Source organism: Flavobacterium sp. C4GT6 (assembly GCF_036347315.1).
Classification (GTDB): Bacteria; Bacteroidota; Bacteroidia; order Flavobacteriales; family Flavobacteriaceae; genus Flavobacterium.
In genome coordinates, this window is the sequence record NZ_JAZGZU010000013.1 from 64,074 (window position 1) to 85,373 (window position 21,300).

Annotated in this window: 12 protein-coding genes; 7 read left to right on the forward strand and 5 right to left on the reverse strand. The window is 38.8% G+C overall.

Annotated elements, in window-relative coordinates; translation table 11 throughout:
* Positions 1-2: 2 nt before the first annotated feature.
* The 5 genes from V3Z67_RS14105 to V3Z67_RS14125 all read left to right on the forward strand — a co-directional run bounded on the left by V3Z67_RS14105 (position 3) and on the right by V3Z67_RS14125 (position 10,449).
* A complete protein-coding gene (locus tag V3Z67_RS14105) occupies positions 3-2,399 on the forward strand; it encodes a TIM-barrel domain-containing protein (protein WP_442902269.1) in 2,397 nt (798 codons plus the stop codon).
* Positions 2,400-2,506: 107 nt separating this feature from the next.
* Positions 2,507-4,504, forward strand: coding sequence for a glycoside hydrolase family 97 protein (locus V3Z67_RS14110; protein ID WP_330443919.1), 1,998 nt, complete (start codon positions 2,507-2,509; stop codon positions 4,502-4,504).
* A 3-nt stretch (positions 4,505-4,507) separates the two neighbouring features.
* The gene (locus V3Z67_RS14115) at positions 4,508-6,676 is read left to right on the forward strand and encodes a glycoside hydrolase family 3 C-terminal domain-containing protein (RefSeq protein WP_330443920.1); all 2,169 of its coding nucleotides are present in this window, start codon (positions 4,508-4,510) and stop codon (positions 6,674-6,676) included.
* 14 nt (positions 6,677-6,690) lie between these two features.
* Positions 6,691-8,934: a glycoside hydrolase family 3 C-terminal domain-containing protein gene (locus V3Z67_RS14120; RefSeq protein ID WP_330443921.1), complete on the forward strand. Its 2,244-nt coding sequence runs from the start codon at positions 6,691-6,693 to the stop codon at positions 8,932-8,934.
* Between the two features lie 9 nt (positions 8,935-8,943).
* Positions 8,944-10,449 carry an alpha-L-fucosidase gene (locus V3Z67_RS14125; RefSeq protein WP_330443922.1) on the forward strand — a complete coding sequence of 502 codons (1,506 nt, stop codon included), beginning with the start codon at positions 8,944-8,946 and terminating at the stop codon, positions 10,447-10,449.
* Between the two features lie 38 nt (positions 10,450-10,487).
* Here the strand turns inward: V3Z67_RS14125 and V3Z67_RS14130 are convergent, their stop codons facing one another.
* The 4 genes from V3Z67_RS14130 to V3Z67_RS14145 form a co-directional block, all read right to left on the reverse strand.
* Complete coding sequence (locus V3Z67_RS14130; RefSeq protein ID WP_330443923.1) at positions 10,488-10,982, reverse strand: ankyrin repeat domain-containing protein; 495 nt, start codon at positions 10,980-10,982, stop codon at positions 10,488-10,490.
* Positions 10,983-11,074: 92 nt separating this feature from the next.
* Entirely contained in the window at positions 11,075-13,384 is a 2,310-nt protein-coding gene (locus V3Z67_RS14135) for a T9SS type A sorting domain-containing protein (RefSeq protein WP_330443924.1), read from the reverse strand.
* 171 nt (positions 13,385-13,555) lie between these two features.
* Entirely contained in the window at positions 13,556-15,298 is a 1,743-nt protein-coding gene (locus tag V3Z67_RS14140) for an APC family permease (protein WP_330443925.1), read from the reverse strand.
* Between the two features lie 173 nt (positions 15,299-15,471).
* Entirely contained in the window at positions 15,472-16,518 is a 1,047-nt protein-coding gene (locus V3Z67_RS14145; protein WP_330443926.1) for a hypothetical protein, read from the reverse strand.
* A 519-nt stretch (positions 16,519-17,037) separates the two neighbouring features.
* Here V3Z67_RS14145 and V3Z67_RS14150 point away from each other — a divergent pair.
* Positions 17,038-17,712, forward strand: coding sequence for a response regulator transcription factor (locus V3Z67_RS14150; protein ID WP_330443927.1), 675 nt, complete (start codon positions 17,038-17,040; stop codon positions 17,710-17,712).
* Positions 17,713-17,774: 62 nt separating this feature from the next.
* On the opposite strand, the gene V3Z67_RS14155 is transcribed toward V3Z67_RS14150, so the two are convergent.
* A complete protein-coding gene (locus tag V3Z67_RS14155) occupies positions 17,775-19,751 on the reverse strand; it encodes a DUF7619 domain-containing protein (RefSeq protein ID WP_330443928.1) in 1,977 nt (658 codons plus the stop codon).
* Positions 19,752-19,925: 174 nt separating this feature from the next.
* On the opposite strand from V3Z67_RS14155, the gene V3Z67_RS14160 reads away from it, so the two are divergent.
* Positions 19,926-21,275 (forward strand): DEAD/DEAH box helicase, encoded by a 1,350-nt coding sequence (locus tag V3Z67_RS14160; protein WP_330443929.1) that lies wholly within the window; start codon positions 19,926-19,928, stop codon positions 21,273-21,275.
* Positions 21,276-21,300 lie beyond the last annotated feature (25 nt).

A 21,300-nucleotide genomic window follows, 5' to 3' on the forward strand; every position in this document is an offset into this window, starting at 1 on the left:
TAATGAAAAACAGATTAACACAAATTTCTTTAAGCCTCTTTATGGCCACCGCAGCCATACAGGGTGTTAGTGCGCAAATACAAAACGCACCTGTACTTAATGCCCCCGTGGATGTAAGTACCGACTTTGAGAATTATACCAATACCTTTTACTTTGCCGACGAACTGGCATCGTTTGACCCCAAAACAGGGAAAGGCACTGTAAAATATACCCGTTACAATTACAAAACACGTCAGGCATTTAACAACATGATGATGAAGCCTGATACCGTAGCAGCAAACGAATTCCCTGCTACAGAGTATGAGGCTGCTCCTGTACTACCTTTTAGTATAGAGTTTGTTTCAGAGCGTGCCATAAGAATAAAAACAACATCGGGTCCACAATTCAATCAACCGAAAGAGTCGCTGATGCTTGTAAACGGCACAGCACCAAATCATCCTGAAAACTGGAAATACAGTAAAACAGCAACAGGACATAAATATACAAGCCAATACGGCAGTGTGGAAATACAAACCAATCCGTGGCATGTAAAAATATATGATGCAAAAGGTAAGCTGCTTACCTCAACACTTCATAATTCAGACCTTCAAAACACTTACACCCCGGTACTGCCGTATTCTTATGTTCGCAGGAACAGTGATTACTCCCGTAGTGTAGCTCCTGTTTTCAGCCTTGAGCCAGACGAGAAGATATTCGGTTGTGGTGAGTCGTTCACCCAGTTCAACAAACGCGGGCAAAAAGTTGTTTTATGGACAGATGATGCAAATGGTGTTCAAAATGAAACCATGTACAAACCTATTCCGTTTTACATGAGTAGCCGTGGGTATGGTGTTTTTATGCATACCTCTACCCCTGTTACGGTTGATTTTGGTAAGTACTTTGCCGGTGCTAATAAAATGATGATTGGCGATGATGTTGCTGATCTTTTCATCTTTATTGGTGAGCCTAAAGACATCCTTGATGAGTATACCGATCTTACAGGTAAGGCTTCAATGCCCCCCTTATGGTCGTTTGGTTTCTGGATGAGCCGTATTACTTACTTCTCTGAAAAGGAAGGACGCGAAATTGCCAAAAATCTCCGTAAAAATAAAATACCAAGTGATGTTATCCACTTTGATACCGGATGGTTTGACGTAGACTGGAGAAACAACTACGAGTTTGCTTCAGAACGTTTTGATGATCCTTCCAAAATGATGGCAGATATGAAAAAGGACGGTTTTAATGTATGCCTGTGGCAGTTACCGTACTTTACCCCAAGAAATACCCTGTTTAACGAAATAGTAGATAACGGTTTAGCTGTTAAGGACAGGAAAGGTAATCTTCCTTATGAAGATGCCGTACTGGATTTCTCTAACCCTGAAACCGTAAAATGGTATCAGGCAAAACTAAAACACCTAATGGATCAGGGTGTGGCAGTATTTAAGGTTGACTTTGGTGAAGCTGCACCTGCCGAGGGTATTTACCACTCAGGTCGTACCGGCTTCTACGAGCACAACCTGTACCCGCTTCGCTATAACAAAGCTGTAGCCGAACTTACCCAAAGGGAAAAAGGTTATACCCTTATATGGGCAAGAAGTACATGGGCTGGTAGCCAGCGTTATCCGCTACATTGGGGAGGTGATGCCGCTACTACAAACGGAGCAATGTCGGCTACACTACGTGGCGGACTTTCATTAGGACTTTGCGGATTCAGCTTCTGGAGTCATGATGTGGGAGGTTTTGTTACCAAATCGCCTGAAGAACTTTACAAAAGATGGACTCCGTTTGGTATGCTTACATCACACGTAAGAAGCCACGGTGAACCGCCTACAGAACCTTGGTTATACAGCGAAGATTTCCTTAAATCATTCAGAAATGCCGATAACATGCGTTACGAACTGATGCCGTACATCTATGCTCAGGCGAAGGAAAGTTCTGAAAAAGGATTACCAATGATGCGTGCCCTTTTTGTAGAATATCCGCAGGATGCTGGTTCGTGGTTAATTGACAACGAATACCTGTTTGGTTCAGATATGCTTGTTGCCCCGTTATTTGAAGAAGTAACCGAAAGAGATGTATATCTTCCGCCGGGACAATGGGTAGATTACCAAACTAAAAAAGTATACAATGGTGGATGGCACAGAATTGCTGCCGGAGAATTACCAATTATCGTATTGGTTAAAAGCGGTACAGCCATCCCTCACATAAAACTGGCTCAGTCTACAAAAGATATGGACTGGAGCAAGCTTACCCTTAAAGTATATGCTGCCGAAGGTACCACTACAGCTACCGCTAAGGTATATCTTCCGGAAGGGAAAGCATTACAAAACATAAAACTTACTAAAAAAGGTAACGGATTTGAAGTGGACAGCAACCCTCTAAGCGGTGAAACCACCTTTAAAACCGAATGGATTAAATAAATTAAGTTGTTTTGGGTTAGTTATTACTCACTCCGGGGCCAGCGTTTAGACTTCCTGTCCCCGGTTTTATTACTTTTAAGCACATCTATTATTTATAAATAATTATCATGACCTCAAGAAAATTTATATTACCAGCCTTACTTGCCCTACTTGTTGTAGGCTGTTCGGAAACTAAACAAACCACACACGAACTGGCTTCGCCAAACGGTGAAAACAAAATTACCTTCTCCCTAAACGGTAACATGCCTACATATACCGTTAATCACGAGGAGAAAGAGATCATTACCCCTTCGGCACTTGGATTCGTACTTAAAAACGAAGACCTTACCAAGGATTTTGAACTGGTAGATGTTCAAACTTCAACACACGATGACACCTGGGAACAGGTTTGGGGCGAAAAGAAAAACATCAGGAACCATTATAACGAAATGGTGGTTAAGCTTCAAAGCAAAGAAAAACACGATCTGGAAATACAGTTCCGTGCTTTTGACGATGGTGTGGCCTTCCGTTATGTATTCCCGAAACAAAATATAAAAGACAGCATCTTCATTATGGACGAGGTTACGGCCTTCAACCTAAAAGAAGACGGTAAAGCATGGTGGATCCCTGCCTATCAGGAAAACCGCTATGAGTACCTGTATGAGGCCTCTCCGGTAAGTACACTGGATGTGGTACATACACCATTAACTGTAGAAAATAAAGACGGAGTTGTAGTTAGCTTCCATGAGGCTAATCTTGTAGATTTTGCCAGCATGGTACTTAGGCATACCGAAGGTTCTAACCTGAAATCAGAACTGGTTCCATGGGCAGACGGAGTTAAGGTACGTACTACAGAAACCTTTACTTCACCGTGGAGAACCATCCAGATAGGTGAAAAACCGGGCGACCTTATCACTTCTTACATGATTCTTAACCTTAATGAGCCAAATGTATTAACCGATACTTCTTACATTGAGCCGTTTAAATATACCGGTATATGGTGGGGAATGCACATAGGTAAATATACTTTCTGGGAAAGTGAAAAACAGGGCGCTACTACAAAAAATGCTAAAGAATATATCGACTTCAACAATAAGGAAGGGATTAACTACCTGCTTATTGAAGGATGGAATAAAGGTTGGACTCCGGCATGGTATGAAAACAGGATGCACATGTTCAGTTTTACCGAAAATGCTGATAATTTCGACCTTGAAAAGGTGGTGGAGTACGGTAAAAGCAAAGGTGTAAACATTATTGGTTATCATGAAACAGGTTCTAACCTTATCAATTACCTTAAAGAGATAGACGAAGGTTTTGCCCTTTATAAACGTTTAGGCATACACAACGTAAAAATAGGACAGGTAGGTTCTAAATTGAATATGAAAGAATGGCACCACGGTCAGTTTGGTGTAAACTACTATCGCTATGTGCTTAAAAAAGCGGCAGAATACGGTTTAGCGGTTAACTTCCACGAGCCTATTAAAGATACAGGAGAAAGACGTACCTACCCTAATATGATGGCGCGCGAAGGATCTCGCGGTATGGAATACAATGCCTGGAGCGAGGGTAACCCGCCAAGCCATGAAACCATCCTTCCGTTTACAAGATTACTATCAGGCCCTATGGACTTTACTCCGGGTATACTGGATGTAGAGGTTACTCAGGGATATCCTGGTAAAAGGGTACATACTACAGCAGCAAAACAGCTGGCTCTTTATGTTACCATTTACTCTCCTATCCAAATGCTTGCCGACCTTCCTGAAAATTACGAAGGAAATCCTGCATTCCAGTTCCTTAAAGATGTACCAACAGACTGGGAAGATACTCAAGTACTTAACGGAGAAATTGGCGAATACATTACCACTGTCCGCAAGGATGTACACAGTGCCGATTGGTATTTAGGAAGCATTACTAACGAAAAAGCGCGTGACCTTGAGGTAAGCCTTGACTTCCTTGATGCTGATGCCCAGTATGAAGCTCAGATTTATGCTGATGCCGAAGGTACCGATGAGACACATAATCCTGCGAAGGTGAGCATTACAAAACAAAACGTAACAGCAAAAGATAAATTAATCCTTAAGATTGGTGCTTCAGGCGGTACAGCTATCAGGTTTAAAAAACTGTAAGTAATGAATAGGTATTGTTTCTACTTCTTATTATTAATAACAACATCGTTAGCCGCACAGCAAAAAGGCTACCAGTACCCTTTTCAAAATCCTGACCTGGATACCGAAAAGCGTATTAACAACCTGCTATCGCTAATGACACTGGACGAAAAGATAAATGCGTTAAGTACTGATCCTTCGGTTCCGCGTTTGGGTGTTAAAGGCACAGGGCATGTGGAAGGACTTCATGGCTTGGCATTGGGCGGACCCGGAAAATGGGGAGGAAAAAACCGCGAACCTTTACCTACCACCACTTTCCCACAGGCGTATGGCTTAGGCGAAACATGGGATCCCGAACTGCTCCAAAAAATTGCTGCGGCAGAGGGTATGGAAACCCGCTTTGCCTATCAGCATTATAATCGTGGCGGACTGGTAGTACGTGCCCCTAATGCAGATTTGGCAAGGGACCCGCGATGGGGACGTACCGAGGAAAGCTATGGTGAAGATGCTTTTTTTAACGGAACTATGACTGTAGCCTTTGTAAAAGGATTACAGGGAGATAACGACAAATACTGGCAAACTGCTTCGCTTATGAAGCACTTTCTTGCCAATAGTAACGAAGACGGACGCACCTATACCTCATCTGATTTTGACGAAAGATTATGGAGGGAGTACTATTCGGTTCCTTTCAGGATGGGCGTTATTGAAGGCGGTTCACGTGCCTATATGGCTGCTTACAATAAAGTAAATGGCATTCCCGCAATGGTACACCCTATGCTTAAAGATATTACGGTTAACGAATGGGGACAAAACGGAATCATTTGTACCGATGGTGGTGCTTTCGGCTTATTGTTATCGGATCATAAATATTATGAAGATAAATTTCTTGGGGCAGCTGCCACGATAAAAGTAGGCATCAACCAGTTTCTTGATGAGTTTACCGAAGCTGTATATGGAGCTATTTCTAACGGTTATCTTACCGAAAAAGAAATAGATGAAGTATTGAAAGGTGACTACAGGGTAATGATAAAACTAGGAATGCTGGATGCTACAGGTAATAACCCATATGCTACAATAGGCATTGACAAAGATGCTAAAGACCCGTGGCTTAGCGAGAGTCATAAACAACTAGCACTTGAAGCTACCCGAAAATCAATCGTACTTTTAAAAAATGACCCTGCCAAACAATTGCTTCCTCTAAACAAAAACAACATTAAGCGTATTGCTGTTATCGGGCAGTATGCCGAAGATGTGTACCTTGACTGGTATAGTGGTACTCCGCCTTATAAAGTGAGTCCATTACAGGGGATAAAAAATAAAGTCGGTAACAACATAGAAGTTACTTATGCTAAAAACAATGCCGATGGTAAAGCAGCCAAAATAGCCTCCGAAGCCGATGTGGTAATTGTTATAGCCGGAAACCATCCTTATTGTGATGCAGGCTGGGCAGACTGCCCTGTACCAAGTAACGGTAAAGAAGCGGTAGACAGGCAGGCAATAACCTTAGAGCAGGAAGATCTTATCAAGGTAATTTACCAAAGTAACCCTAATACAGTGGTTGTGTTACAAAGTAGTTTCCCTTATGCCATAAACTGGACACAGGAAAATGTTCCGGCAATAGTACATATAACACATAACAGTCAGGAAACCGGAAACGGACTGGCAGATGTGCTTTTTGGCGACTACAACCCTGCCGGAAGGCTAACCCAAACTTGGGTGAAGGACATTACCGATCTCCCTCCCCTTTTGGATTACAACATCCGTAACGGGCGTACCTATATGTATTTTAAAGGAGAACCATTATACGCCTTTGGTTATGGATTAAGTTATACATCCTTTGCTTACAGAGGCATTGAAACCAGTAGCAATACCCTATCTAAAAACAAGGAAATTGAAGTCAAAGTTACTGTAAGCAATACTGGAAAAAGAGATGGTGAAGAGGTGATACAGCTTTATGTAAAACACCTAAACTCAAAAATAGAACGCCCTGTAAAGGAACTGAAAGCTTTTAAACGTATACCTTTAAAAGCAGGAGAAACCAAAACGGTAACCCTAACATTAAGGGCAAAAGACCTTGAATACTGGAACACAGCAAAACAACGATTTGAGTTGGAACCCGAAGACATAGAACTCCAGGCAGGAGGATCATCTGCTGCAATCGCACTCACAAAACAGATTACCATTAAAAAATAATATACACCGCATATATGAAGAATAAGATTTTATGCCTTTCGGCTGCACTGGTACTGGTTATAGCCTCGTGCAAAGAAGACAAAACATCAAACGACACGGCAGCTCAGTCGGAAACTGCTCAATATAAGGGTACACCTATGAGTGATGAGTTTGATGCTAAAATAGACTCTATTGTAGGGCAAATGACCCTTGAGGAAAAAATAGGCCTTTTACATGGCTACAGCATGTTTACCAACGAAGGTGTGGAGCGCCTTGGAGTACCTGAATTGCATATGGCTGACGGTCCGCTTGGTATTCGTGAGGAATTGCAGCGTATGAGCTGGGCTCCGCTTGGACTGGATAACGATTTCGCGACCTACTACCCTGCAGGTGCCGGACTCTCGGCTGCATGGAGCCCTGAATTAGCCCATACCTTTGGTAGAAGTATTGGTGAGGAAGCCCGTGCTCGTGGTAAGGATGTATTGCTTGCCCCTGCTTTCAATATTATCCGTACACCGCTTGGAGGACGTACATATGAGTACATGACAGAAGACCCTTTTCTCAACAAAACACTTATTGTACCTTATGTAGTGGGTGTTCAGGAAAACAACGTGGCTGCGTGTATTAAACACTATGCTGCAAACAATCAGGAAACCAACCGCGGTACAGTAAACGTACTTATGGACGAGCGTACACTTCGTGAAATATACCTTCCTGCTTTCCATGATGCTGTTGTAAAAGCAAATGCTTACAGTGTTATGGGAGCTTATAACAAGTTCCGTGGGGATTACCTTTGTGAAAACCCATACATGCTACAGGACGTGCTTAGGGACGAATGGGGCTTTAAAGGTGTGGTAATTTCCGACTGGGATGCGGTTCACACTACCAAAAAAGCACTTGAAGCAGGTACTGATCTTGAAATGGGAACAAATGCTCCGTCGTTTGATGAGTTCTGGTTTGCTAACCCGCTTATACAGGCAGTTAAAGACGATAAAGTTACCGAAGCTGAAGTAGATGTACATGCCAAAAGAATACTTAAACTGTTGTTCAACGTTAAGGCTATGGGCAATACAGAAAGTCGTGCCGAAGGAAGCATTGCTACCGAAGCACATTACAAAGATGCTTATAACATCGCAGCCGAATCGGTTGTATTGCTTAAAAATAACGAAAGCCTTTTACCTTTAAACACTCAGGAAGTTAAGAGTATTGCTGTAATTGGCCCTAATGCCACAGCTAAACATTCTCAGGGTGGTTTTGGTGCCGGTGTAAAAACCAAGCGTGAGGTTACTCCACTTGAGGCTTTAAAAGCAAAACTTTCGGAATCGGTTACTATTAACTATGCCGAAGGTTACAAAACACTTTTCAAGCCTAAAAAAGAAATGAAGTTTGGTGAGGTAACTCAGGAAGCTAAAGAAACTGTTACCGATGTTGACCCTAAAATGATTGCTGAAGCTGTTGAAGCAGCTAAAAAATCAGACATCGCTATATTATTTGTAGGAGCTAACCGTGACTATGAAACCGAAGCAAGTGACCGTATTGACCTCAGCCTTCCGTTTGGGCAGGAAAAACTGATAACAGCCGTAAAAGCTGCTAATCCTAAAACGATAGTGGTATTTGTTGCCGGGGCTCCTTATGACATTAACAATGTTGAAAAGGAAAACTCAACTATCGTGTGGAGCTGGTATAACGGATCTGAAGGCGGAAATGCCCTTGCCGATATTTTATTAGGTACTGTTAACCCATCGGGTAAATTACCATGGACAATGCCTAAGCAGTTATCTGACTCTCCTGCACATGCTACGAACAGCTTCCCGGGTGAAGATACTGTAACATATAAAGAAGGAATCCTTGTAGGATACCGTTGGTTTGATACTAAAAACGTAGAGCCTTTATATCCGTTTGGTTATGGTTTATCATACTCTGCTTTTGAGTTGGCTAATGCTGTTGCCAATAAAAAATCATATAACGAAGATGAAACAATTGCCGTTACTGTTGATGTGAAAAACACAGGAAAACAGGATGGTAAAGAGGTTGTACAGTTATATGTTTCCAAAGCCGACTCAGCTGTAGAACGTGCTGCTAAAGAACTTAAAGGTTTCAACAAAGTACTGGTTAAAGCAGGTAACAGCGAAAAGGTGACTATAAATGTCCCTGTAAAAGAACTGGCTTACTATGACGAAAACAGCAAAGGCTGGGTAGTTGAAAAAGGAGACTATACTTTCAAACTGGGTAATTCAAGCAAAAACATAACTCAGGAAGTAACGGTAACCATTCAATAAGTTATAATTATGATTAAACGTAACTTATTATACGTATTAACATTTGCAGCCCTAACAGCCTGTTCTCACAAGAAAAAAGAAGAAGAACAGGTCAATGATGGGCCATACCAACCCAACTGGAAATCCATGAAAGACCACGATGCTACTGCCGAATGGTTTAAGGATGCCAAATTTGGTATATATGCCCACTGGGGAGTGTTATCGGTTCCTGCTTATGCTAACGACTGGTATGCACGCCTTATGCATGTTGAGGGCAGCGAGGAGAACAAACATCATATGGAGACCTACGGTCAGCCATCTGAATTTGGATATCATGATTTTGTACCGATGTTCAAGGCCGAAAACTTTAACGCTGATGAGTGGGCCGACCTGTATGTACAGGCAGGTGCAAAATTCGGCGGTATCGTTGCCGAACACCATGACGGTTGGGCTAACTGGGATAGTAAAATCAATCCGTGGAATGCAAAAAATATGGGACCACAAAGGGATTTAGTGGGCGAACTTGAAAAAGCCATACATGGCAGAGGGTTAAAATTTGTTACCTCTTTCCATATGGCGCGTAACCTGCAAATCAATAAGGATAACCCAGATAAATGGCTTGATGATGAATCGTACTTTCCGTACAATCCGGATATGCCAACCTCATCAGAAAATCCTAAACTGGCTAAACTTTACGGTAATATCCCTAAAGAGCAGTTTTACCGTGAATGGTTAGAACAACTGGAAGAAGTTATTGATAACTACTCCCCTGACCTGATTTATTTTGACGGAAAACTTTCCAAACTTCCAGATACCCTTAAGGCTCAGTTCTCGGCTTATTATCTTAACCATGCAGCTAATGAAGGCAAGCAGGTTATTATAACCCATAAGGAAGGTGAACTGCCAAAAAGCGTAAGTATTGAGGATTTTGAAAAAGGACGTGCTAACCAAATCACTAAGGAGTTTTGGCTTACAGACGAGACCGTATCTGTAGGAAGCTGGAGTTATACAAACGATTTACAGCTTAAAACAGCCAATGATATTGTAGATATACTTGCTGATATTGTTAGTAAGAACGGGGCACTTATGCTTAACATATCGCCTATGGCAAATGGTACTATTCCGCAAAACCAAAAGGATATACTTATCACTATTGGTAAATGGCTAAAAGTAAACGGAGAAGCTATTTATGGAACCCGTACCTGGGAAGTATTTGGCGAAGGCCCTACCAAACAGGAAAAATCCGGAATGTTCCTTGATAAGCTTGACTATACGGCACAAGATATTCGTTATACCAAAAAGGACAATATTATCTATGCTATTGTATTGGGCTGGCCGGGAGAAAATACGCCGGTTGCCTTACAATCATTTACCAAAAATACTCTTGGTGAAAAGATGCCACAGGTTGAAACTGTTTCAGTATTGGGGTCTGATGAAAAAATTGATTTCAACATTGATGATACCGGACTGCATTTTACAACCCCTAAACAAAAAGTAGACAATAAAGCCTTTGTGCTTAAAATTGTTACCAAATAAAAAAAAGAGGCCAATGGCCTCTTTTTTTATTGATAGTATTACCTATTATCATATTTCTCAAAAAGCTTTAAAAGCTCTGTATCTTCCAGAAGTTCCGAAAGCATTTTTGGTGTCTTGCCTACATTATTAACATGATGCATATTTGCTCCTGCATTTAGTAAAACCTCAACTAAGTCGAGAGTTCTCCCAAAACCTCTGTTTTTAATTGCTGCATACCATAGGGGCTGATTTCCTCCTTTATCTATTAAATGTATATCTACTCCCTTTTGTATCATTTTTAGCATCAATTCAGCATCCCAGCTTTCATCCCAATTCCACCGGCAATGATAATGAGCAATATTTTCACGATTTACAATCGTGTTTAAATAAACATTTCTTTCTAAAAGATAATCTACCAGTTCTTTTTTCTTATCTAATAATGCCAGCATTACAATACTGTATCCAAATTCATCTCTGGAATTAATATCAATCCCTTTCTCTTCAATCTCATTAATCATTTCCTGAGAACTCTTATAACTGACTATACTAAGCATTATTTATTTTTTTAGTAATTATTGGATTATGTATAAATATAAAAAAGGCAGAGCATAACACCCTGCCTCTTTAATCAACTAATATTAAATTCCTATTCTTTAATAAGTTTGGTTGTAAACACTTTACCCGATGCATCTGCCGCTTTTATAAAATAAACGCCTTTAGACATATCGGTAATATTTACCGTGTTAGCGCCGTTAACAAACTTACCGTTTGCCACTGCCTGTCCTAACATATTATATACAGTATAATTTACATCTGTTAGCTCCTCATTAACAGAAACTGTGTATATACCTGCCGAAGGGTTTGGATATACTGTTATTGGGTTTTCAGCAAAATCGTCAAGACCTGCCGAATTGTCAAGCCTGAAAGATATCGACTCAGTACTTCCGAAATCACCTCCCTCAATAATTACATTGTTACCTACAGCTACCGAATAATTTCCGCTGCCTAATCCATCGCCTCCGGTATCTGTTATAGTAAATGTATAACATGCTTCAGAGTTCATTAGGTATTCGTTAGTATAGCTTTGGTTATTACCATAAGTTGGTGAATTATAAAGCACTAATGGATTAGCCCCATTATTCATTGTAATTTGCCAGCTTACCTGACCGCCATTACTATCTGTATTTATATTAACAACAACATTTTGTATTCCGTACACAGGAGCTACATTAATGATATTGGTAAGTGTATTATTTTGAACAAACATATCTTCTGATTCGTTAGGATTTAATACTGTTACAGTAACAATATTTTGTCCTGTAGATAATGGTAATTCAGCAAGTTCTATAAGCTCTCCTTCATTCTCGGCCAAATCACCTGTCCATTCAATAATAACAGGTTCTCCATCATTTATAGAATAAGATATTTGAGCTGAAGTAAGGTTCTCAATACCATTATTGATTAGTCTTACTGTTGGTTCGACATTGTTACCGCACAGCTCATATCCTTTGTCAAAAAACAATACTTTAGCATCTATAGCAAAAAGGTTTTGAGGCGGATAATAACCTATAGATGTTTGACCTACACCAATTATTCCGGCAGGATCCAACCAGTCTTTTAATCTTGTAGCAGCACTAGAGCCTGTATTCCATGATTTATCAAACCTACCATAGCCGGTGCTTTGATTTGTAGCCACAGTACCGTCACAAAAATCAGGATTAGATACATACCATGCCTGCCCTCTTACAAGCCCATTATCATCAAACATTGCAGAACCTGATGATCCTTGCTGTAAGCCGGTAAGATCCCATTCTTCAACTGTCCAAACTTCTGCACTTACCGGTCCGTCCCCCACATCAACCTGAGTAATCTCTAAAGTAGGTGCATCAAAATCGGCACTAACTTTCATGATATCACCTCTTGGATGGTGAATTCCGTATAAAAATGGAGGTATTGTAGTGCTAATATCCCAGCCTGCCCATTTTAAATCCCATTCATCCGGTAGTTCGGTAGTAATTTCAACTAAGCAAAAATCACTTTGTGTTCTTCTTGCACGTAAAACTGCACCACTGGCCGTTAAATGGTAATCTGTATTTGAAGTACTTCCGGGACTTCCTGCACATACAGGGTTAGGGTTTACCCAATTGAAAAGGAAAGCCCATTGTGCCGGGTCGTCATTACCCTCGTAACAGTGATTTGCTGTTAAGAAATATGGTGTACCGTCTTCGGCTGTGTTATTTACAAGAGTTCCGGTACAAAAACCATTACCTCCTGCAATTAACATTGCTACCGCTTGTTTACTTATCTCTTTAAGATTCTCAATACCTTCCACATAACAGTCTACATCATAGTGACAGTTACCTGATTGGTTTAGTGAATCGTCAAAAGCAATTTCAGTAAAGGTTTTAGTTCTGTAACCGTGTACAACCTTAAACACTTCCAGTCTTCCCTGTCCGCTTACTGCTGCAGGTTCATAATATTCTATCCAGATATCTTCACCTTTAACAAGCCATGTACCCAGTATTCTCCTTTCATTATTTTGCTTGTCATCATAAGCACCAAGTAGATCAGTTCTGTCATTATTATACAGATATACTTTTGCTCCTTTAGGGATAAAGTAATCAGAGAAAACAAAGTTCATGGTTTTTGCACCATTTGAAGTATAACGGATTCTCCATATCCTGTCTCCGTTTTCAAGAGTTTTCCAGCTTCCGCTGTTTTCCAGGTTATTATCAACCAAAAACTCATATCCAAAACGCCAGGGTTTGTTTTGCTGGGCATCCCTGATTTTGTCTTCTGCCTGAATGGAATCGAGATTGAATGACGGCATTTGAATAGGTGCCACATCCGGTAATTGTGTTAATCTCCAACTGGTTGGCTTTCCGTCATTAGATACCTGTCCGTATGCCGATGCTATAAACATAACGGACAGCAATAGTAGTTTGATTTTCCTCATAGTTCTTTTTTAGTGGTTTCTGCTAATAAAAATATTAACATTTCTTTAAGATTGAGAAAATGAGGTGTTAAAAAATCTTCACCTACTAAAATTGTAACATTTTTCTTAAAAAAAAGATTTTATGTAACATTACATACAAAAACATAACACTATAAAAATCAATAATTTATATTACATAATAAGGCGTACTCCTCCAAGTTCAGATACCTTATAAGGGAATTTGTCTCCCGGCGATCCAATAAACATAAAGTTTTTTGGTATACCCCATTTATTGGATAATTCATCTATAAGCTCTGGGCCAAAGTTACCCTTCATTTCTACAAACTCTATATGTATTTCAGGATAAGCCCTGTCTAACACCTCTAAATCCTTTTTAAGTTCTTCATTACAGGTATTATCTTTTTTAATATTTACAATCTTTAATTTTTTAGTGGTCTCGTTGTCCTCTACATATTGCATAACTTTGTTTAGTATGGCAACATCATCACCTTTAGTAAAGAACACAAATTCCTGAGAATGAAGCTTACGGTTAACCCTTTCAAGGTAACGGTTACTTATAATGGCAAACTTCCTAATTGGTTTATAGAAATAAGAAAGTACACTTACTGTAGTTCTTATGAGCATTGACCTGTTTAGCATAAGGAAAACAAAAATTAGTGCAGGGACTAAGTACTGTATAAAGGTATTAAAGGCCTCCTTGCTTAAATACATATTACCTACAAACCCTGTAATAATAAAAGCAATGGCAATTACTACAACCAGTCCGTTTGCCTTTTCAGGCCTTGGTAGTTTTCTCCTTTTAATTTTAAGCATAAGGTTACCAATACCAAAAAGTGCCATTACAGCAAGAAAAGAAAAGGTATATACCCCTGCCAACGATTCAAGGTGGCCTTTTGTAGCTATCATTACCGATATACATAAAATTAAAAACACAATAACTATCCTGTAGCTACTACCATTTTTATTTTCCTTTAAAAAGTAATTAGGTAATATCCTGTCAAGCGTCATACGCTTAAGCAACCCTGATACCCCCACAAAAGAGGTAAGCACAGCACCACAAAGCACTAATACAGCATCTATTGATATTACCCATGCCAACCATGAACCTCCGGTTGTTTGTCCTAAATAAGCCAAAAGAGACTCTTTATGCTCATCAAGCTCAATTACAGGAATAATAGCTATAAGTATAATAGCAATAACAGGATTAAAGAAACTTACTATAGCCCACATATTTCGAAGCGTTTTCCTGAAAACTCCCGGTTGTTGCTCTTCCACAAAGTTAGCCGAACTCTCAAAACCGGAAATACCAAGCATTGCTGCCGAAAAGCCCAAAAACAACGTGTAAGCTATGCCCCGGGGGTGTGCGGGTAGTTTCCAGTTAAGGGAAAAGGTTTCGGTACCGTGATTAAGTATAAAAAATAGCGCAGTACCTACCAGTAGTGTTAATGATATTAAGTGTATTATAAAGATAAATACAGCTACTGCTGCCGATTCCCCTATACCTACAATAGCTATACATGTAAATATAAGTAGTACTATTGCCGTAGCAATTTGTACATTGAGACCGGTAAAGATATTATGAAGATAATGCATAGCTTCACTGGCAGATATGACCGCTGTTGCCATGTATGATAGTACCGTTAATATAGCCGCTATAGATGCAATACGTTTACTGGAAGTGTTAAGCAAAACATTGTATGCACCTCCATTTAAGGGTAAAGCCCCTACTACTTCTCCATATATTTTTCTAAACATAAACAATACTACTGCAACAACAATTAACGAAATCCAGGCATACTGACCTGCATAACCAATAGTAAGTGCCGATACATATAAACAGGAAGAGCTAATATCGTTACCACAAATAGCTGTTGCCTGTAACTCATTTAGCTTGTGCACTATTTTATCTTTCATAGTAAGGTTAAATTATATTGAAAAAGTAGGGTTAAATTACAGCTTCATAAATTTTAATCGAAGTAAATTAACAAAAAAATACGTATTGTTTAAAAACTGTTTTCCTTAAAACAGAAAAAGTCCCCGTAAAACGGGAACTTTTTATCTATAAAATGACTATGTTTTAGTAGTGATTATGGCAAGCTGTTTAGCATATTAATAACATCTGCCTGTGTAGCCGTTACCAGAGACCCTGCATTAACAACATAAACTCCATTAGGTGTTATAGTAATTGTTTGTACTGCATAAATCCACTGTCCGCCTTGCCCTGATGCAAAAATAATATGGCATTGTTCACCTACTGGTAACAGGTTATATGTTTCGCCAAAAAGTTGTGTTCCCTGATCGTAATGATCTAGTGAAACTAACATATTTTGCTGACCTTCAAAAGCAAGATAAACTTTTGAGTTAGTATCATCAAAACCATTTGGCACATCAACAAAAATAGTAGTTTTTTCGTTTGGATACTCAGCAAGTTTATCAATATTACACCACCCGAATTCTTTTAATTTAAGTATATACTCTCCGTTTTCAACAGGAACATCCTTATCTCCGTCACCGTTATCGTCATCACCATCACCGGCTTCATCCTCATCCCAGGTAACATCGCCTTCATCATCGCTGTCACCGTCACCATCAGTATCTTCCTGATCTCCTGTCCATGAAGTCATATCCTCATCAGGCTCACCCCCGGTAAGCTCTGCCGGTACTTCAAGTTGGTATTCTGCACCTTCGTCAATATTCTCACCTTCTTCGGTTGTCATATTAACATAAAATTCCCCTCCTGAGATAAGTGGCTGTGGCCTTGTATCATCTTCAGACTGTGGCTGATTTGTTAAACCAGATGTGGTTTTGTTTGCTGTTAGCATGTCTCCTCTTCCAAAAACTTCAACATACTCAACTATAACCGGCCCAAAATAAGGTTGTCCGCCTACTTTTAATGTGGCAGTTTTTACCCTAATCTTAACGCCGCTTTTTACCTCTACTAAAGCTTCTTCACCATTAGCTTCAAAAACAAATTTTTGTTTTAGATTTTTCATAGCGTTTGCCTGTAAATTGGCAATAGAATACTCTTCTGATGCTTTAAGCGTAAAATCGTTTGTGTTTTGGTTTTCATCTTTGCTACATGCCGCAAACACCAGTGCTGCGCAAGCGCCCAAAATAAATAATTTGGTTTTCATAAAAAGTAATAATTAATTGGTTAGACATTAAGCAGTTATGGTTTGTTTTTAACTGCTTGTCTAAGTTAGTTTTACAAGCAACCATTTAGTTATAAATCAATTAGTTATCGATATAATTAAACTTTTTATCTATTAAAATCACTTTTTGTTATATATCAAACCAATCTTAAATGTTAATAAAATATTAATTTTATTATTTCTAACCATTTTTAAAACTCCAGAATAGAATATATTCATTCATTTTATTAAAAAAACAAAAATAAAACAACTATATGCAGTTCATCTATATTTATGAGCAACACATAGATATATTTTGTTCTTTAGCATTGAATATTCTATTTTTGAAGAAAGTAAATTAAAGCCTATTGCCTATAGTAAAAACAAAACATAAGATGTTTCTTACTATTTTTGCATACATATAAACTTGTATGTAAAGATGACCTCCTGCCACTACTACCTTAATGCTATATAAAATACCAGAGTATAGCTTTTAAACCTAAACCAATCCCACGCCTAACTATGAAACAAATTATTACCGCAATAGTAGATGACGACAATTTAGTCTCCAAACTTCTTGAAAGTTACCTTAATAATCAGGAAAACATAGTTGTTAATTTCACAGCAGAAAACGGCAACGAGCTCTTATTGAAACTTAAAGAGTCTTCAAAACTGCCCGATGTATTACTTTTAGACCTTAAGATGAAAGAAATGGACGGTACTGAAATTACCCGTATACTAAAATCAGAGTATCCGTCTATTAAAATTATGGTGATGTCTTCTCATTATCAAAAAACCTTTTTAGATTTTATGATAAAAAGCGGCGTGGCTGCATTTATACCAAAAGGTATCTCACCCACTTTGCTTATTAAGGCTATAGAAACTGTTCATAAAAACGGAGTATATTTTCTTGATGATCAAATAACTAACATTAAAGAGGAAATACATGATAAAGAAGAACTTTCTATACTAGAAGACGATAAACTATTAACAGAGAGGGAAAAAGAGATATTACGACTTATATCTATGCAGAAAACTGCAAAAGAAATAGGTGAAATACTTACCATAACTCCCAGAACAGTTGAAGGACATAAAAACAATATTTTTATTAAAACAGGAACCAAAAACATTGCCGGACTTGTTATTTATGCCATACAGCACCATATAGTAACGACCGAGGAGTTACCGCTTATATAAAATATTTAAAGCAAAAAAGCGGACTAAATAGTCCGCTTTTTTATTCAACTCAGATTATAAAACTACTCGATCATTAGTTTTTTAGTTTGTTTTTTACCATCTGCCGTCAGTGTAACAAAGTACATTCCCTGTGTTAAAGCAGATACATCAAAACTGTTTGCGCTGTTGCTAATAGTTTTAGCAAGTACAATTTTACCCGAAATATCACTTATCGATAAGCTAACATTATTAGCAACCGAATCTCCAAACGCAATATTCACAATGTTTTTTGCCGGATTTGGATATAATGTAAACTGATTAAGTACATTGTCTCCAAGCCCCATTATTGACTGGATTTCGGTAGTAGCTGTATTAGTAACAATAGCCTCATTGAAGTCGAAATAAATAGAAGCAGTTGCTTCAAAAATATCGCCTATCTCTGCTCCTGCTTTCGGTTTTATCCTGTAGGCAATATAACCATGGCTTTCAGGCTCATTTACCTCTTCACCCGGCAGGTTTATATTATCAAAAATAAACTGAACTGTATTATTTTCTACCTCTACCCTGTAATCATGACTGGCTGATAGTGGCTGCAAGGTTTCCCAGTCTAACTTATCGTCAAGAACATCTTCTATTCTAACATTGATAGCATCGGCGTTACCTGTGTTTTGAAAACGTATGTAGTAGTTAAGGTAACCTTCTGCTTGTTCTTCAGAAATATAATCTCCTTCACGACATGCTATATCATTAGGGTCATAAGAGTTTACAGCTATAAGGGTTAACACATCCTCGTTATTAGAAATGTCAACATCATCACCATCTGTAGTAACACTGGCTGTAAAAGTAATTTCGTCACCAAGGTTAACTGTAGGTGGCTGCTCTACTAAAAACTCCATATAATAAACAAGGTATTGTGCTCCTTGCAGTCCGCTATAATTTGCAGATAATGTATTACCAGACTGTGACATACCAGGTACAGAATTTACAAAACTTACCAAAGAATCATCAAATTCAAGTGAAACGCTACCATTTGCAGTAGTATTACCTAAATTATGTACTACCATATACCCATACATTGGGAATCCCGGCCTTGGTGCCTGCATAATTAAATAAACACTTACATCATCAATAGGTTCCGGTGATTCAAGGCAAAAATAAATATCCTCAAATACACCTGGTGCAGTAAGCTGATAGGATATAGGCTCTGCGACATAAGTGTAAACGCCCTGTCCCAATACACTTATTTCATTAACACCGTTGGGAACGTTATAGAATGTATAATGGCCATTTTCATCTGTATAGGTATAAAAAATATCATTATCATGAGTCATCTTTACCATAACATGTGCTGCCGGCGGACCATCAATACAACCAAAGTCAGCCATATCTCCAAATCGCAAATCACCAGACACAGTGCTATCTGTACACTCAATTTCAACTAAATTGATAACAATCAATGTATAGCATCCAGACATATTATCTTCTATTCTTACCCAAACTATTTCAATTTCATTAGGGTCCCACTCATACGCATCAGGATTATTTAAAGCATTTACTCCCATTTCAGAATCGGTAGCGCCCAAATAATAAGTAAAAGAATATCCCATAATGTTTTCAAGTATTTCATCTTCCTTACTTGTCAAATCAATAGTATAAGTAGTAGTATTTTCATCCAGGCAAACTACAAGGTCTGTAGGTTCATTGGCAGGGATACTTTGCCATGTAGAAATAATAAGATTAAACGAGGTAACATCATAAACATCTACATCCGCCATACTGGTTAACCTTGCATAAACAACAGAAGTAGCGGTATTAGGAACATACGATTGAGGCATGTCAATTGGGTTAGTATTTGCTTCGGCATCCGCTTCGGCTTCGAAATAAGTTACAGTATAACTATTTGGAGAGTAGCTTCCTAAAATAGTAGTATTCTGTTGAGTTAAATCAAAAACCTCAAGACTGCATTGCACCATATCAGGCGGCTGGTTTGCTACTATTTGAGCAAAACCATTAGCTCCAATAAATAATAATAAGGTCAGGAAAAATAATTTTCGTTTCATAGCATTGTTGGTTTTGGTTAAAATTTTGATTTATCTTTATAAAATCAGCTGATATATTACCAAAACAATTAAAAACTCAAATCCCCTACTTTAAAATCCAATTTAATTTTATAGCCTACTCACAATAACACGGTAGTTAACTTTTATACCTATCTTTGCACAAAATAAAATGTAATGACCACATTTCACGATCTTGATTTACCTAAATCGCTTCAAAAAGCATTAGACGAACTTGGGTTTGAAAACCCTACTCCTATTCAGGTAAAATCGATGCCTGTTATACTTTCTGGCCGCGATATGATGGGGATTGCACAAACCGGTACCGGTAAAACCTTTGCTTACCTGCTTCCCGTTTTAAAACAATGGAAATTTGCCCCTACAGATACTCCCCGTGTAGTAGTAATAGTACCTACACGTGAGCTTGTTGTACAGGTAGTTGAAGAAGTAGAAAAGCTTACAAAGTACATGTCTGTACGTGCATTGGGCGTATATGGTGGTACTAATATCAATACACAAAAAAATTTAGTATATCAGGGTGTAGACATTTTAGTAGGTACACCGGGTAGGTTAATGGACCTTGCACTTGATAATGTGGTTCGTTTTGACAACCTGCAAAAACTTGTTATCGATGAGTTTGACGAGATACTGAACCTTGGATTCCGCTTTCAGGTTACCTCTATTCTTTCAATGATGAAACAAAAAAGGCAAAACATACTTTTCTCGGCTACTATGACCGAAGATGTGGATGAAATGCTTGATGAATTTTTTGATTTCCCGGAAGAAGTTTCGCTGGCAGCATCGGGCACTCCACTGGAGAAAATACAACAGCTTGGTTACCGTGTACCTAACTTCCTTACCAAAATGAACGTATTAAAGCGTTTACTGGAAATGGATGAAGGCATGAGCCGCATACTGGTATTTGTGAACAACAAAAAAACTGCCGACATTTTAATGGAGCAGCTTGAAGAAGCTTTCCCTGAGCAGTTTGGTGTTATTCACTCTAACAAATCACAAAACTACAGGCTTAACACTATGGCTACTTTCCAGGAGGGTAACCTTAGAGGTATAGTTACTACCGATGTAATGGCGCGTGGTTTGGACATATCAGATGTTACGCATGTTATCAATATGGAATTCCCTGAAGTGGAAGAGCAATACATTCACCGTATAGGGCGTACTGGTCGTGCCGATAAAACAGGTATAGCCATAAGCTTTATAAGCCCTAAGGAAGAGGAACTGCTTATTGAAACCGAGTTGCTGATGGAAAAGGAGATTGAAATAATCCCTATGCCGGAAGATATTGAGATAGCAGAAAGACTACTTGAATTTGAAAAAGACAAAAAGAAAATAAAATTCCTTTTAAAGAAACCTAAACTGGAGGGCGGAGCCGCCTATCACGATAAGAAGGATAAAAATAAAAAGGTTAACCTTGGTGGTCCGGGTAAAAGAAACCCAAGAAAAACAAAACCACGTAACAGAGCTGCCGAAAAGAAAAAGTCACAAAAAAAGAAAAGAGGGAAATAATCCCTCTTTCTTTTTTATATCTCTT

Excerpts from the sequence above, each read along its gene's own strand:
- V3Z67_RS14105 (WP_442902269.1), top strand. The coding sequence starts at position 3 with ATGAAAAACAGATTAACACAAATTTCTTTAAGCCTCTTTATGGCCACC.
- V3Z67_RS14110 (WP_330443919.1), top strand. The coding sequence starts at position 2,507 with ATGACCTCAAGAAAATTTATATTACCAGCCTTACTTGCCCTACTTGTT.
- V3Z67_RS14115 (WP_330443920.1), top strand. The coding sequence starts at position 4,508 with ATGAATAGGTATTGTTTCTACTTCTTATTATTAATAACAACATCGTTA.
- V3Z67_RS14120 (WP_330443921.1), top strand. The coding sequence starts at position 6,691 with ATGAAGAATAAGATTTTATGCCTTTCGGCTGCACTGGTACTGGTTATA.
- V3Z67_RS14125 (WP_330443922.1), top strand. The coding sequence starts at position 8,944 with ATGATTAAACGTAACTTATTATACGTATTAACATTTGCAGCCCTAACA.
- V3Z67_RS14130 (WP_330443923.1), bottom strand. The coding sequence starts at position 10,982 with ATGCTTAGTATAGTCAGTTATAAGAGTTCTCAGGAAATGATTAATGAG.
- V3Z67_RS14135 (WP_330443924.1), bottom strand. The coding sequence starts at position 13,384 with ATGAGGAAAATCAAACTACTATTGCTGTCCGTTATGTTTATAGCATCG.
- V3Z67_RS14140 (WP_330443925.1), bottom strand. The coding sequence starts at position 15,298 with ATGAAAGATAAAATAGTGCACAAGCTAAATGAGTTACAGGCAACAGCT.
- V3Z67_RS14145 (WP_330443926.1), bottom strand. The coding sequence starts at position 16,518 with ATGAAAACCAAATTATTTATTTTGGGCGCTTGCGCAGCACTGGTGTTT.
- V3Z67_RS14150 (WP_330443927.1), top strand. The coding sequence starts at position 17,038 with ATGAAACAAATTATTACCGCAATAGTAGATGACGACAATTTAGTCTCC.
- V3Z67_RS14155 (WP_330443928.1), bottom strand. The coding sequence starts at position 19,751 with ATGAAACGAAAATTATTTTTCCTGACCTTATTATTATTTATTGGAGCT.
- V3Z67_RS14160 (WP_330443929.1), top strand. The coding sequence starts at position 19,926 with ATGACCACATTTCACGATCTTGATTTACCTAAATCGCTTCAAAAAGCA.